This window comes from Bacillus sp. FSL W8-0640, from assembly GCF_038007725.1.
GTDB classification, from domain to species: Bacteria; Bacillota; Bacilli; order Bacillales; family Bacillaceae_G; genus Bacillus_A; species Bacillus_A cereus.
The window spans coordinates 2,532,263-2,546,459 of sequence record NZ_JBBOXT010000001.1 but is presented as its reverse complement, the minus strand read 5'-3'; the positions used below and the strand labels follow the sequence as shown (position 1 = coordinate 2,546,459).

Genomic DNA, 14,197 nt, shown 5'->3' with positions numbered 1-14,197 from the left:
TTAAAAATTACTACAAAGAAATGAAAAAAGATGGGGTTAACCCCGTGCACATCAACTGAAGATATTAGTGCATCCTACAACGATAAAAAATAAAATAATTAATAAGATCACATGTACAAATGCTAATTTTTTATTGAAATATAAAAAGTAATATGGTATCTTCTATTACATTGATTAATTACATATGAGAATCATGTATAACTCCAAGAATATGGCTTGGGGGTCTCTACCAGGAACCAAAAACTCCTGACTACAAAATGCGTATTATAGCGTTTGTAGTCAGGAGTTTTTTTGTTCTAAGGTAAATAATGACGAGAAGGGATTACAAAAAATGAATTTCAAAGTATTTATATTAGCTTTAGCAACGATAGCGGTAGGTCTTGTAGAGCTTATCGTTGGAGGAATATTGCCAGACATCGCTAAAGATTTTAATGTTTCATTAAGTTCCGCTGGTCAATTAATTACAATTTTCGCCTTTACTTATGCAATAGCAGGTCCTGTATTATTGATTTTCACAAGTAAAGTGGAAAGAAAAAAATTATATATTATTTCACTTTACATTTTTCTAATTGGTAATCTACTTACTTATTTTAGTCCGAGCTTTACTTTTATGATGATAGCAAGAATTTTAACTGCTATGAGTACTGCTTTAGTTGTAGTACTTTCCCTAACAATTGCAGCTAAAATTGTTAATCCCGCTTATCGAGCAAAAGCATTAGGATTAATTTATATGGGTATTAGCTCTTCACTTGTACTAGGAGTACCACTAGGCATATTAATTGCAAACACATTTGGCTGGAGAATTATTTTTTTATGTATAGCTATTTTATCATTGGGGTCTATTATCTTAATTTCAGTATTTTCAGATAAAATACCTGGAGAGGAAAACCGAACTCCTTTATCTATCCAATTAAAGGCCGTTTGTAGTCTTAAACTAGGATCTGCCCATCTAGCTACCATGTTTATGTTAGCAGGACACTATACTCTATATGCTTATTTTACTCCTTTTTTAGAAAATAAGTTTCACCTAAGCCCTTATTGGATTAGCATATTTTATTTAGTGTTTGGTATAGCTGCAGTAAGTGGCGGTGCGTTTGGCGGTGTATTATCAGATAAAATAGGCGCTCAAAAAAGTATTTTGATAGTTATTACTCTATTTGCTCTAATCTTATTTATATTACCGTTTACTGCAGTTTCTATTATCCTATTTATTCCTGTTATGATAGTTTGGGCTGCATTGAGTTGGGGGCTTGCACCACCTCAACAAAGTTATTTAATCCAAACTGCCCCGGATACGTCAGATATACAGCAAAGTTTTAATAATTCAGCCCTACAAATAGGAATTTCACTCGGCTCTGCAGTTGGAGGTATAGCTTTAAAACAAGTACATAATGTCGCCAATATGGCCTGGGTTGGTGGATCTTTAGTTTTATTATCTTTAGGTTTGGCTATCTTTTCTCTTACTAGACATACACCGACAAGAGACTGTCCAGTGAGTGCTAAACATTTAGATTAACATTCTCTTTTTCTTTTCATCGTAAAAAGTATAGATAGGAATCGTCATAAATAGTCCCGTTATAAAAACGGACTTTTTATGACGGGGTTAACCCCATCTTTTTCCGAAAAATGAATATGTATAAATTTCTTCTCCTTGAACAAAGAAATCCTCGTACTTTCCCCCTCGTATCAAATAATTTGAAGTACTTTCATCAATCGATTGAAACTGTAAACTTTGGATTTCTTTCGTTACTTTTACAGATGTAAAATTCTCTCTGAGTCTAGGTGCAATTTGGCTATTTATACTAAATTTATTAAATAAAATAAACGAACTTAATAAATAACTATTGTGTTTAAAAAGAGAATTTAATTCGCACAATAAGAACTCCTCATGTTCAAAACTATAATTACTTGTACCTGATTGATCAATTACAATATCAATAGAATAATTCTGAATAGGTATGTTTAGAAAATCGGCACAGATAAATACAATATTTCTTTTCACATTTCTTCTCTCAATTACATCTTTTAAAAGTAAAAGTTTATTCAAATCTCGATCAACAGCAATATATAAACACTCTTCCGGTAGTTCTTCATAAATATTTCGTAAAAAGAACCCAATACCAGACCCTAAATCAAGTAGTATTTTTTCATTTAAATCTAATTGCATTAGTTTCTTTTTCGCCCATTCTCCTCCTCTTTGAACATTTTCCAAAAAAGCAGTATCAGTTTCATGAATATAATCCGAAATAGAATCTTCAAGTGATTTCTTTTCATACGCTTTCACTGAGTTACCAGCTGTTAAAACCCCTGAAATAATCGTGTATTCTTCACCACAATTACAAATTAACTTTCCCTCAATAATTTGATTCTTATTAATAATGCCATCTTCAAGAATTAAATTTCCGTTACACTTAACACATTTAAATAAATGAAGTACTTTTAAATCTATCCCTAAAATTGAACTCGAAATTTCAGTTTCTATAGATAAATTATGTAACGCTTCCTTTAATTTGCATTTTCGTTCCTCTAAAGTTTTTATTTCTTGTTCAATCTTTTCATATTTTACTTTAAATAAAGATTGATAAAAATTATCCTTTTCATAGCCTAAGGATTTCCCTAAATTTTTATAAAGAAACAGTTCTTTAATTTCATACAAGCTAAACCCTAGCCATTTGTACTCTAATATAAGTTCTATATCCTTTTGACAATACTCGTCAAAAAAATAGTGACTTCCTTTTTTCTCGGGAATAACGAGTCCGAGGTCCATATAATGTCTAATCGTATCTACACTTACATTATTTACTTCTGCAAACTTACTGATTTTCATCCTAATCACTACCATTTATATATTTGTTTATACATACTTCTTTATTATTTTAAAAAATCCTTTCATCTCCCTATACAAAATTATTTATGCTATGAAAAAGATGTAATTAATTTTAAAGTTCCGCCACATACCCATTAAGCTAAGCTTATATAAGTTTAGCTACTCCTTTTTTAATCTTGAATTTAAAAAAGAGTAGCAGGTAGTACGTTTATGTCTATATATCTAAAAACTGTGAATTCATGTATGAATTAAAAACTGCGGCGTAAGTACTGCAGTTTCTTCCTTTTTCATTGAGTTGAAATATGTAAAGTTACGTACTTTAAGACTTGTACTACGCGTTCATATTAATTTTATAGACGTTTAAGGATTTTGTTTTATGGGAAGTATTCTTGCTGTGAAATTAGGATTGTAAATATAGATGAACGTGATTCAAATCAAAAAAAGGTACTCCTAGAAGTACCTTTTTTACTATTCTATATGTGCGAACGCTTTCAAAATTATTGGATATAAATCGATGTACGCATTGTATTAAATGGTGCATTTATAGATGTCTTTTGGTACTCAAAAGTTCCTTGTTGGTGTCCAGAAGCATCCCATTTATAATACCAGCCAACGATTGGTCTTCCGCCAATTATAGTGGAATCAATACTTTTTACATTAGAACCATTCATTTTAGCAAATGGGTTTTGGCCATAGCCCAATTCTTTCGTTGTAATATATAAATATTTTCCCCCGTGGTTACGCGATGTGCTGAAGCTGTTCTGATTAATTGTTTCTACCCCGCCTAGCTCAGACTCTACTTGTACGACGTTTAGTGAAGTAAGTGGTGCTGCTGGTCCAGCTGAAGCTTCTGTTGCCATTCCTAATCCGACGAACGCTGTAATTGCTAACGATGAAATCCCTAGTGCTGCTTTTTTAAACATAAAAAACATCCCCTTCCATCTATTGTTTTTTCTTTCATTGTCAATATAATCCTAATAATTTTATATGTAAATAGATTGTAGCTGTATAAATATTAGTGTGAATATTCTATTATATATTTCTGCAATTCTATTACTCAATATGAATGATTTACAGTGTAAAACGAAATACACATTACAAATTGATTCTATTATTTTCATTATTAGCTAGCGTATAGCGAATTTAAACCCTATGAACCATTGTTGCTATTTTTTTAGTTCATAAACAGATGCCTATATTTCTTGTTACTATATAATAATGTTACACCAAACTGATATCAGTACACATAGAAACAATAAAAGAGAGCATATTTTAAAAGATTTATTAAAACATGCTCTCTTTTATTAATTTGAATGAATCTTTCAGTAAAAAAGTACATTGATTTGTATCCTTTATGTAACAAAAATAATCGTTTTAAAAATCTTGTTTTTATGCTTTTTTCTATTATTCTTAAAGATAATTTATTGAATATTCTTATTGTACTCTAATTGATTTTGAATTCCTGATCTATCAATTTGAATCCAATACTCTGAAATTTTCCCGTTTTCTATTCTATACACTGCACTTGCTATTTGAATTATAGGGAGGCCTGTAGGTTCATACCCATCTATTTCTCCTATGTGTGTACCTACTTGCTTCCAGCGTACATATACTTTACTATCTTGTACTAATAATTCTTGAATTTCTAATGAAAAGTTTCCATATATTCCTATCATCTCTCTTACATGCTCAGCATAATCTTTTGGCGATCTGTATACTGTTTGTTCCTCTTCAGATATAACTTGATGTGCCAATACTTTATCTGCCATATATCGATTTGAAAAATCCGGATTACTCCCTGAACGCACTTCTTTAAAGAAATTTCTAATAATTATTTCCGGTTTCATTAAACATCCCCCTTAAAAATAAATCCAATTCTAATATCACCTGAATATATCGGATAAGTGTTATAATTCTCATCCTCACTCTTTCTTAATAAACATGTCAAGTTTGTAGTGTTGACATTAAAAATTGTAAATTTGCTTAGGATTTGCTGAGCATTGATTTAAACATGCAATATTTAATGTTTAAATCAATATATAATGATGTATAATAAATAAGAACTAATCAACATTTTTCGTTTAAGATAGTCTATCCATCTCTTACTACCTAATGACCTCAAATAAACGCTATTCAAGTCATGTTAAGAGGTACCAAAGACGCCCATATGGGCATCTTTGGTGTAAAAACACCTTATAGTATGTAAGGTGTTTTCTTATTTACTATATCTGGAATACCTCTATTTGAATAGTAAAATGTGGCTTAAATTTTACCTCGATTGTTTTGTTTTCTACACCGCCTTGAACATATAAGGAGTTACTACGAGTATAGATTCGTTTTGCCGATTTCATCTCGGCTTCAAAGATACATTTATTTTCATAAGACATGTACAATGAAACAGTTTCCACGTAATTCTTGTTATGAACGAATATCGGAATTTTTGAAGGTTTCAATGAGGCTGGTGAAGCTATCACTGGCATGACCAGTCTTCATGCCGCGCCTGAAGACTTCCAAAACAGTTGCTGGCAAAGCGATGTCGATGCCGGCTTCTTGGGTAGTATGAACAACGTGCTCAACGCTCGCCAAGCCCATTGCGAGTCTGTCCACGTCACCAGGGTGCTCCCCCTCGTCGAGACGCGGGGTATAGAACTCTACGAATTTCGGGAGTGACGACATCATCGCCGAAGCGTATGGTAGGAATTGCTCCGCCGTAATGCCGTTTGCGTTAGCGATTGCAAGAGCATGTAGGTAACTTAGCATTGCTGTCCAGAATATATCCATCTGTATCTGATAGTATAGCATGGCTAATCCGGGGTCCTCGCCCCGGTAATCGGTACTTGTTAACACTTTCAAGGTCTCCCTGTGAGCCTCGAAGGCCACTCGATCACCACTATAGTATGTGTAAGATTCCGACTTACCTATGCCTGACGGTGGAACTTGCACCCCTCCAGTAATATGCCAGGCTCCACGGTCTTCCAACCATTTAGCCGCCTTACGAGCTTTCTCCGGAGTATCCGAACTCAAGTTAACGAGCACCTTACCGAATAAGTTCTCAGAGACGGGTTCAAGAATAGAGTACATCACATTGTAATCTGTAAGGCTAAGGATTACCAACTCGTTAGCAGCTAACGCCTCGTTGACCGTGGACACCCTGATGGCTCCTTTTGCTACAAGCTGGTCTGCTTTACTTGAAGTCCGGTTCCACACGGTCAACGAGTACCCGTATTCCAGAAAAACGTCTGCCATCGCCTGACCCATCGGCCCTAACCCTATGACTGTTACTGATTTTCGGTTCCCAACCGCGTTTGTAGCTTCAGAACCATTTTTCTCATTTTGGCTATTACTTTCCAATGAAAAAACCCCTTTCAGGTGAAATTAAGTAAATCATAAAGGATTACACTAGTGTCAATGTCAACACAAACAAAAATGGCCCCGGAGCAATTTATCATGCTCGGGACCATTTCTACATTAAACAGTTCTCTTTTTCCTAATCGTTAAAGCGATTTGCCTCTCCAGTAATCTCTTTAATCCATGAAGTGCTTCGATTTGATAATTCACATTACTTAGCTTTTTTTCATACGTTTCCAGCATCTCTTCGCAATATTGATATTCGTCAGGATTTGCCGCTTCGCTCTTGAACAATACTTTAATCTCATCTGCTGTTAATCCAAGCTTCAAGTATAACTGAATCGCTTTGACTCGTTCTATGGCCGATTCGTCGAAATCCCGGTAATCGTTCTCCAACCTATCGGCGTTTAGAAGTCCTTTATTGTCATAATGCCGGATGGATCGTATGCTGACATTGGTCAATCGTGCTAGTTCGCTTATTTTCACTCCTAACAAGCCTCCTTGCATGCTCATAATAAATTGATTATACAACGGCGATTTTCCATTATTATTTGCCCTAAATGAACTTGTAGTATTTGTAAAATACAGTTTTTCATAAAAGGAACTTAAAGAAACTCTAACATAACAAACAGTTCACAATGGAGTTTGTGAATTTTTCCCGAAAATATCCTTTATTTGTGATACAAATCCTGGTTCTAGATTTTGAACTACCCTCCATGATTTATATACACAGTTTATGGACATATTTCTAGCTAAAACGGACGAAAAACTCACCCATATGAGAATATTTTAGGTGTTGTTTACGAGTATACTGTATTAAGAGGGCAAAAAACTGTATAATTTTTAGAACTAGCCAGGGCTTATTTATCATGCACATTTATAAGAAAATACTCCTTTTTTAAATGCTTTTATTTTGGTAAACGAAAGCCTTTTTTAATTCTGTTCTTAAGTTAATGGCTATGTAAGGTGACCCCTATTATAAAAGTACGACATTAATACTTCTTTTGATTGATATAATGTATAATAGCGTCATATAAAAATTCAGCTAAGTCTTCATTACTAAATTGATTTATATAATTTTTAAATCGATTATCAAATTTATACGTATTTGCAATACATGTCAACATTTCAGAATCACATACAATAGATTGTTCGAGATAACTTTTCCACTCTACAATTAATTGCTGTACTTCATCGGAAGTAGGTGATTGATTAATATAGGAAGCAATTTTTCTAAACACCCTTTCCATTTTTTGTTCGAATTCGTGAAATAAGTCCGCTTTTTCACTAGGAGAGAGTTCTTTCAGTTTCTCCTCAAATTCTTTGTATTTTTCTGTTTCTCCATAGATGAATTTCGCTTCATGAGCATATTGTTCTTGTAATGGCAAAATAGATGAATTATTAAAAATATTTAAATTGTAGATATCCTTTCCTGATACATACTCATCCACCGCAGTAATAACTGTTTCTAAATGTTGTTTTTTTAACAACAAAGTTTGGTTATGCTTTTTTAATAATTGTAGCTGTTCTTCTCTTGTAAGTTTCAAAACTTCCGCAATTTCCTTTAGAGAAAAGTCCATTTCTTTAAAAAATAGTATCATTTGAAGTCTTGCTAAACTGTTCTTATCATAGAGTCGATAACCATTTTCCGTTAAGTAAATTGGCTTTAATAAATTTATTTTATCATAGTATTGTAAGGTTCTTTTTGTTATGCCTGTAATTTGCACAATATCTTTAACCGTTAAAAATTGTTTCTTCATCCCAAAATTCCTTTATTTCATCTAGTATTTGATTGGCAGGAGTTATTGTGGCTTCAAAGATATTTTTACCTGTTTTTTCTAAATAGTATTTAATTAAATAGTATCCACAGGCATAACCAGCAGCATAAGGCATATCGACTGGTATATAGTTTTGAAGTTTTGCTAATTCATCACCATAAAGATACGGTGCAATTTTATCAAATCCTGTTAATTGTAATTGATCCTTGAGCACGGGTTTGATACGTCTATTAAGCATTTCCATAGTTGTTTTCGATACCCAAGGTCCGAGTAGATCTTCCCCAAAAATAGAAGTAGCAAAATTTTCTGCTAAACCTTCACTAACAATTAATTCACCTAAAGTAACAGTATGGTCCCACTGAATAAATTGATATCGAACATTATGATTACATTCATGTGCTAAAGCAGCTTTCATTCGAGGGATTGTGTATTCATTTGGCAAAAATGTACACAAAATATAACCAGGAATACCTCCATCACCACTATACCCTTCATTTAACATTAATGAAGGACTATTGGGATTCCCTAATAGAATCGTGAATACGTAATCAGATACACGAAGGTTCACATCATACTCTCTAAATAAATGAAGGCTTTTCCTAACAGCTTCTTTACACTCAGACCAAAAAGAATCTGACGAAATCAATTCTAGTTCTGGTGTAATCTCATTTGTAATCTGATTAGGAGAAATGCTCATTATATTATTCAATGTAATAACATCAAAACCATTTGGCTCCTCAGCTTTAAAAGGAACATATTGAATTTCCCATTTCCCCATAAACGGAGCCAACATTTCTTTCCTGTATAACTCAACCTTTTCCTCTTTTGGAGCTTGTAAAATTTTTCGGTATATTCTATCTGACCGTAATGATTTTATATTCATTTCTTTCACTCCTTATTTAATATAGTTAAAATTATGCACTATGACGTTGCGTTATAGTCAAGTGAGTTAACTAAAAATATAGCAAGAGAATGGGATTAGGTGTTTTTTTAATATTAATAGGACACTTTCATTTTTAATTACCTTGGCTTAGTTTGGATGTTAAACATATTTAAAAATATCTCCAAGCCGACTTTTAAACAACCTTATTGGGGTCCCATCACATGCCTATCAAGAATTGATTTTATGAAGATAAAAGAAAAGATTTTAGGTTCTGGTGCAAACCTTCAAAATATCTGCAGTACCTCCCCATACTTGGACATACTGATACTAGTACTCTAAAAAAAGACATGTTAAGTGTGGAAAAGCAAAATCTATTCAAGTGGAAACATTATCAACCTGATATTATTTTATTAACCATAAAATGGTGCCTAAGTACAGCCTCAGTTTTCGGGATTTAATCGAATGGTAGAAATTCATTTTGTTCATAAGCCTTATTTCATTAAATGGGCCCTTTAGTGGAGAAACTTTATTGCTACCCAGCAGTTCCTTAATTCGCCTTACAGTGCAGATCTTCTTTTCACTATAAAAACATCCTTTTAGATAAACTGATTCAAAGGGGCAAAACGTCGCGACTTTATTTCAAATTTAGATAAAACCTAATAATAAACCCTCCCTTGTACTAATGCTCATGGATAGATAAGCCGATACGACCAAAGTAATAATAAATAGCATCCAAAGGGGATTGTCTTGTATATGTTCAAAGCTTTCATGGATCAGATCTTATCCGAGAATGCAAAGTATACCTATAGTTTGTACAAAGAAAAGAATACGGATATTTTGTAGATTCCATAGTACAAGTCTTTCAATTACTGCTAGGTTAAGGGGAACCATCGATTTCTAAGCTCGCTGGAGATATGCCGGGATCCAATTTAATTTTAATTAAAGAAAAACCCGTGAATTATTCACGGGTTTTTCTTTAATAACTAATTGCTATTGTTCCTTCACCTGCATGAACCGCAAATGAAATTGGTAATGGATATAATTTGAAATCCATTTCAGGGAATGCTTGTCTAATATCTGCAATCCATTCTTCCGCTCCAGCTTTATCATTAGCATGGAACATATGAAGTACTTTTGGTAATTCTTTTTCAAGTTCATTTTTAATATATTCTCGACATTTTTGGATTTTACGAACTTTCTTTTCAAGTAAAAGCTCTCCACCTTTTACTTCTAATATTAAGTTAACACTTAATAAACTTCCAAGTAAAAATTGCATACCCTTTACACGGCCACTTGCATATAGACCTTTTAAACTCTTTGGGAATACATGAAAAGGTCTTCTTTTTTCATCTACTAATGTTTTGTGTATATCTTGTAAAGTCATACCATCATTGTATAACGATTTCGCTTTTCTAATTAGTTCATCCATTGGATAACTTGTTGTTTCACTGTCTAATACCGTTAATGGAAAACCTGCCATTTCTGCAGCTAACTTCATATTTTGATAGGTTCCACTTACTTTTCCGCTAATAGCAACTGCAAATCCTTCTTCATATTCTTCTTTGCATTTTGTAAATAACTCTACCATTTCCCCAATATTAGGTTGTGAAGTAGTGACTGTTTTACCTTCGTTTAACGCATTATAAACCCTTTCACGTACACCTTCTTCACAATCTTTGTACGAAATTCCATCAATAATAACTTCGATTGGGATAACAAAGTTATCTCCTTCTGTTTTAAAATTCGCAGTTGTACTATCAGTAATCCAAGCAACACGCTTCATGTTGTTCCTCCCTTAATTCAATTCCTCTTTTCTAATTTTTCTATATATTTATGTTATGAAAAGAGAATATCCCTGTAATAGTAACAGGACTTTATTGTTTTGACTATAGTAGATGTATATTAAATGTGACTATTTCTTGTCTATTTCACAAATAAAAAAGAAAATCAAGGAATTTGCTCGATTTTCTTTTTATCATATACTATTTAAAAGTTTCATTATCTAAAATTACAACATAATCATTCGTTAATCGGCCAGCTTCTTTTGTATAACTAACAAGCCTTTGTATATTATCACAGCAAATTTTTGCTCCCCATACGAGTAACGGTACGCCAATAAAATCGATATGGAACCTTCTAGAAAACAGCCCACCGAAAGTCATTGGTAAAGGTACGGTTGGTGATGTATTAGAAAAAATAATCTTTTCATGACTTTGATAATGTTTTTGCAAGATTTCTCCTAAATGCTTCATCGCTGGTACAACCACTTTTGATGCGCCGCATCCAATCGTATATACAGGATGACCATGTTCATCTATGCCATGAAAAATAATTTTTCCCATATCTTCTGTTTTCAATTTATTAAAGTAATCTACATTCAAAATTTCTTCTTTCGTTAACTTGCGATCCGTTGGTAATTTATTTAAATGATACGCTGCAGCTAGTGAGGTAGTATGTGTTCCACCAAAATCTGTGTAAATGTATATCATATTATCATCCCTTGTTGTAAAAGTTCAATGTTAATTAGTATTACCGTTCTTAGCAATGTTAAACAAGGGATAAATGTATTTACGCTTTTTGTGTTAATTCATTATATTTTTTCCAAATATAATAACGTCTACTAATCACAGTGCCTAATGTAATACATAAAAAGGCATTTGTTACAACCATTAATGTCTGGTGCGTACTACCCGAAAACATACTTTGTTTAATCATAATTTTTGCTCCTAAAATAACAAGAAGGATTATTGTACTTACCCAATTTCCTTTTCGTAGTACATGACCTGTTTCACTATCTAATCGAAATGTTAAAGCTCTTCCCCGTATAATCCCAAGACATAAGCCAATTCCAAGCATTACAACAAACAGTAGTCCTTGCAGCAAAGTTATTTGTCCCATATGAATAATGGATTGAACTGTTACAAAACACAACAAAGCCGGAATGAGCCAAATACGGTTTATTTTCACTTTTCGTTCTTTACTTTGCATCAAAACAATAATAAGAATAACAAGTAAAATATCCATTTAGAATCCTCCTATAAACTTGTTTATCTTTAAAGATTATATTCTCCTCTTTTCATTCCATACTTGAAATACCATAGCTACTTTCAAGTGTAAGATGGAAAATGTGATTTCTCATCAGCCTTAAGCATTATTTATAAAAATAAAAAGACGTACTTTTTACTCGTACGCCTTTAATAACTCGTTTAAACTCCTATTTATCAACTAATTCCACACCTTTAGAATTAGCTTTACCCAACACTCGAATGTTAAATTTATTAATAGCTTTTAAAAAGATAATATAAATACAATATCCAACAATAGAACCTATAACATTACAGATCACATCATCAATATCAGTAATACGTCCCACTCCACTAAATAAAGACTCAATTAATTGTAGCAATTCAATACTAGCTGATATAGAAAATCCTAATAAAATTGTATTTTTGAATTTCTTATATTTATCCCATAGGATTGGTGCTAAAAATCCTAAAGGCATTAATAATAAAATATTCCCGCCTACATTTCTTACAATTAGACCAATCATAAATAGGGTATCTCCATCATAAGCACTACCAATTTGATTGATGTCTTTAATAATTGATGCAAATGGTATTATATTGACCGAGCGATTCAGATTTTCAATATTAAAAGGAAAACCGATTGGTAAAGGGAATAAAGTTACTGCAACAACCATACAAATGTAGATCACAAATAAAAAACTTATTATTTCTTTCCACCAAATTACATGTTTTGTATTTTTGGTACCAATTAATATTCCACGTACAATTAAATAACAAATAACTCCTAAAATAATAAACACACTACCGTTAATCATATACAAATTGTTAACACATCCTTTCATATGAATTAATAATAAAAATTTACAACTATATAGTAATGTTTTCTAATTTAAAAATCCATATAATTATATATAATTGTACAGAATTACAAAAAACCCTTATTTAATAAATAAAGGGTTCCTCGTTAACTAAAATATTTTTCAAAACAGAAACAATCATGAACCCGTTTAAATTATTTTCGTATCTCTTCTTTTAAATCCATATAATTAAAAAGCTCTTTCTATTTCTGTCATTAATTTTTCAGGTCCTGCCCCTTTATTCGACGTAATAACTAAAGTTATTCCTAATTCTGGATATATAGCCGAGCGAAAACTGACGCCTGGATCATATCCCATTACATGATATTTGAATACCTTGTTTTCTCGTGTTTCAATCCATATTCCATAGCCGTAGGACTGTTTATCATTTACTTGAATGTGAGGAGTTAAAAGTAATTTTGTATATTCCTTTCCTAAAATTTCATTATTAAATAGGGCTGCCCAAAATTTCAGCATGTCTGGTGCAGTAACATATGCACCTCCATCAGCTCCTCCTTTTATCGGTATAGAGTAGGCGTTTGTTCTCCAATTTTGGTTGGTTTCGTCCTTTATATATCCTAGAGCTGTATGTCTTGGTAATCTATCTAACGAAAAATAGCCAGAATCATTCATGCCAATCGGATTAAAAATGTTCTTTTCTATATACTCCGTAAATTTAAGTCCCGTCTGTTCTTCTATTATTAATCCAAGTATGATAAAACCTGCATTGTTGTAGTGAAACTTAGTTCCAGGTGCAAACATCATATTACTTTTTTGGAATAATGGTAAAAAGTCTTTTAAACTCTTTAATAGATACATAGGTGTTTGTTTCCAAAGATCTTCGAAGTTATCCATAATACTTTCATCAAAATAATCTGGTATACCAGCGCTATGCGTTAGTAGTTGATGTATTGTAATATCTTCATCGAAGTTTGAAAATTTTATCTCTAGACAATCTTTTAATTTTGTATGAAAAGAAATAAAACCTTTTTCAACAAGTTGACAGATGCCAATTGCAGTGAAAATTTTACATCCTGAGGCAATGCCAAATCTTGTTTGTATCGTATTGTTTATACATTCACTTTGGTTTGCGTAACCCAAAGCTTTTTCATAGCCTAAGTCTTTTTCTTTTTTTACTAAAACTACTCCAGAGAAATCTATTTTCTTTTTTATTTCTTTTACAATTTTATCAATTTCATCTTTTGTTTTTATCACGACAACCACCCTTATCTTTCGGTATTGTTCTTTCCCCTTATTGATTTTTCCATATAAAGGGGAAAGAACCCTTTTATTAAATACGATAAATTGTTAATAAGAACACAAAGTTCATTTCGAATTTATCCCGCTATTTGTGGACAGTAAGACCCCCATCTCAAAATTCAGCGAAAGCAAAGAAGTTAAGTGGGGACCCTGCTGCCCGTAAAAGCTCGATTGGTGAGGGCTGATAATCAGTGGGGGGATGCTCCCTGATTAAAGTT

Annotated in this window: 13 protein-coding genes, 3 pseudogenes and 1 riboswitch; of the genes and pseudogenes, 2 read left to right on the top strand and 14 right to left on the bottom strand. The window is 32.5% G+C overall.

Annotated elements, in window-relative coordinates; genetic code table 11:
* Window positions 1–173: 173 nt before the first annotated feature.
* Window positions 174–273, top strand: a riboswitch (purine riboswitch).
* A 58-nt stretch (window positions 274–331) separates the two neighbouring features.
* Entirely contained in the window at window positions 332–1,516 is a 1,185-nt protein-coding gene (locus N2V80_RS13155; protein ID WP_061654630.1) for an MFS transporter, read from the top strand.
* A gap of 87 nt (window positions 1,517–1,603) precedes the next feature.
* Here the strand turns inward: N2V80_RS13155 and N2V80_RS13150 are convergent, their stop codons facing one another.
* The 8 genes and pseudogenes from N2V80_RS13150 to N2V80_RS13115 all read right to left on the bottom strand — a co-directional run bounded on the left by N2V80_RS13150 (window position 1,604) and on the right by N2V80_RS13115 (window position 8,836).
* The gene (locus N2V80_RS13150) at window positions 1,604–2,827 is read right to left on the bottom strand and encodes a MerR family transcriptional regulator (protein WP_061654631.1); all 1,224 of its coding nucleotides are present in this window, start codon (window positions 2,825–2,827) and stop codon (window positions 1,604–1,606) included.
* A gap of 497 nt (window positions 2,828–3,324) precedes the next feature.
* The gene (locus N2V80_RS13145) at window positions 3,325–3,750 is read right to left on the bottom strand and encodes a DUF4879 domain-containing protein (RefSeq protein WP_061654632.1); all 426 of its coding nucleotides are present in this window, start codon (window positions 3,748–3,750) and stop codon (window positions 3,325–3,327) included.
* Window positions 3,751–4,248: 498 nt separating this feature from the next.
* Complete coding sequence (locus N2V80_RS13140) at window positions 4,249–4,674, bottom strand: ester cyclase (protein ID WP_000801679.1); 426 nt, start codon at window positions 4,672–4,674, stop codon at window positions 4,249–4,251.
* A gap of 375 nt (window positions 4,675–5,049) precedes the next feature.
* Window positions 5,050–5,238 (bottom strand): annotated as a pseudogene (locus tag N2V80_RS13135) (hypothetical protein); the annotation flags it as partial.
* A gap of 7 nt (window positions 5,239–5,245) precedes the next feature.
* Window positions 5,246–6,178, bottom strand: a complete 933-nt coding sequence (locus tag N2V80_RS13130) for an NAD(P)-dependent oxidoreductase (protein WP_061655659.1) — start codon at window positions 6,176–6,178, stop codon at window positions 5,246–5,248.
* A 117-nt stretch (window positions 6,179–6,295) separates the two neighbouring features.
* The gene (locus N2V80_RS13125; protein ID WP_000703056.1) at window positions 6,296–6,661 is read right to left on the bottom strand and encodes a MerR family transcriptional regulator; all 366 of its coding nucleotides are present in this window, start codon (window positions 6,659–6,661) and stop codon (window positions 6,296–6,298) included.
* Window positions 6,662–7,167: 506 nt separating this feature from the next.
* Window positions 7,168–7,935 (bottom strand): MerR family transcriptional regulator, encoded by a 768-nt coding sequence (locus N2V80_RS13120; protein WP_000743883.1) that lies wholly within the window; start codon window positions 7,933–7,935, stop codon window positions 7,168–7,170.
* Window positions 7,910–8,836 carry a DUF2268 domain-containing protein gene (locus tag N2V80_RS13115; protein WP_001022649.1) on the bottom strand — a complete coding sequence of 309 codons (927 nt, stop codon included), beginning with the start codon at window positions 8,834–8,836 and terminating at the stop codon, window positions 7,910–7,912. Before N2V80_RS13115 ends, N2V80_RS13120 begins: the two co-directional genes overlap by 26 nt.
* Window positions 8,837–9,192: 356 nt before the next feature.
* Between N2V80_RS13115 and N2V80_RS13110 the strand changes: the two are divergent.
* A pseudogene (locus N2V80_RS13110) lies at window positions 9,193–9,299 on the top strand (IS6 family transposase); the annotation flags it as partial.
* Window positions 9,300–9,812: 513 nt separating this feature from the next.
* On the opposite strand, the gene N2V80_RS13105 reads toward N2V80_RS13110, so the two are convergent.
* From N2V80_RS13105 to N2V80_RS13080, 6 genes and pseudogenes are all read right to left on the bottom strand, one after another.
* The gene (locus N2V80_RS13105; protein ID WP_000831921.1) at window positions 9,813–10,619 is read right to left on the bottom strand and encodes a DegV family protein; all 807 of its coding nucleotides are present in this window, start codon (window positions 10,617–10,619) and stop codon (window positions 9,813–9,815) included.
* A 199-nt stretch (window positions 10,620–10,818) separates the two neighbouring features.
* On the bottom strand, window positions 10,819–11,325 hold the full coding sequence (locus N2V80_RS13100; RefSeq protein WP_000639421.1) for a DUF3189 family protein: 507 nt from the start codon (window positions 11,323–11,325) through the stop codon (window positions 10,819–10,821).
* Between the two features lie 79 nt (window positions 11,326–11,404).
* The gene (locus tag N2V80_RS13095; RefSeq protein WP_000353706.1) at window positions 11,405–11,860 is read right to left on the bottom strand and encodes a DUF1453 family protein; all 456 of its coding nucleotides are present in this window, start codon (window positions 11,858–11,860) and stop codon (window positions 11,405–11,407) included.
* A gap of 190 nt (window positions 11,861–12,050) precedes the next feature.
* On the bottom strand, window positions 12,051–12,683 hold the full coding sequence (locus N2V80_RS13090) for a VanZ family protein (protein ID WP_000281849.1): 633 nt from the start codon (window positions 12,681–12,683) through the stop codon (window positions 12,051–12,053).
* Window positions 12,684–12,826: 143 nt separating this feature from the next.
* Window positions 12,827–12,895 (bottom strand): annotated as a pseudogene (locus N2V80_RS13085) (GNAT family N-acetyltransferase); the annotation flags it as partial.
* Between the two features lie 13 nt (window positions 12,896–12,908).
* Window positions 12,909–13,934: a serine hydrolase domain-containing protein gene (locus N2V80_RS13080; RefSeq protein ID WP_061655660.1), complete on the bottom strand. Its 1,026-nt coding sequence runs from the start codon at window positions 13,932–13,934 to the stop codon at window positions 12,909–12,911.
* Window positions 13,935–14,197 lie beyond the last annotated feature (263 nt).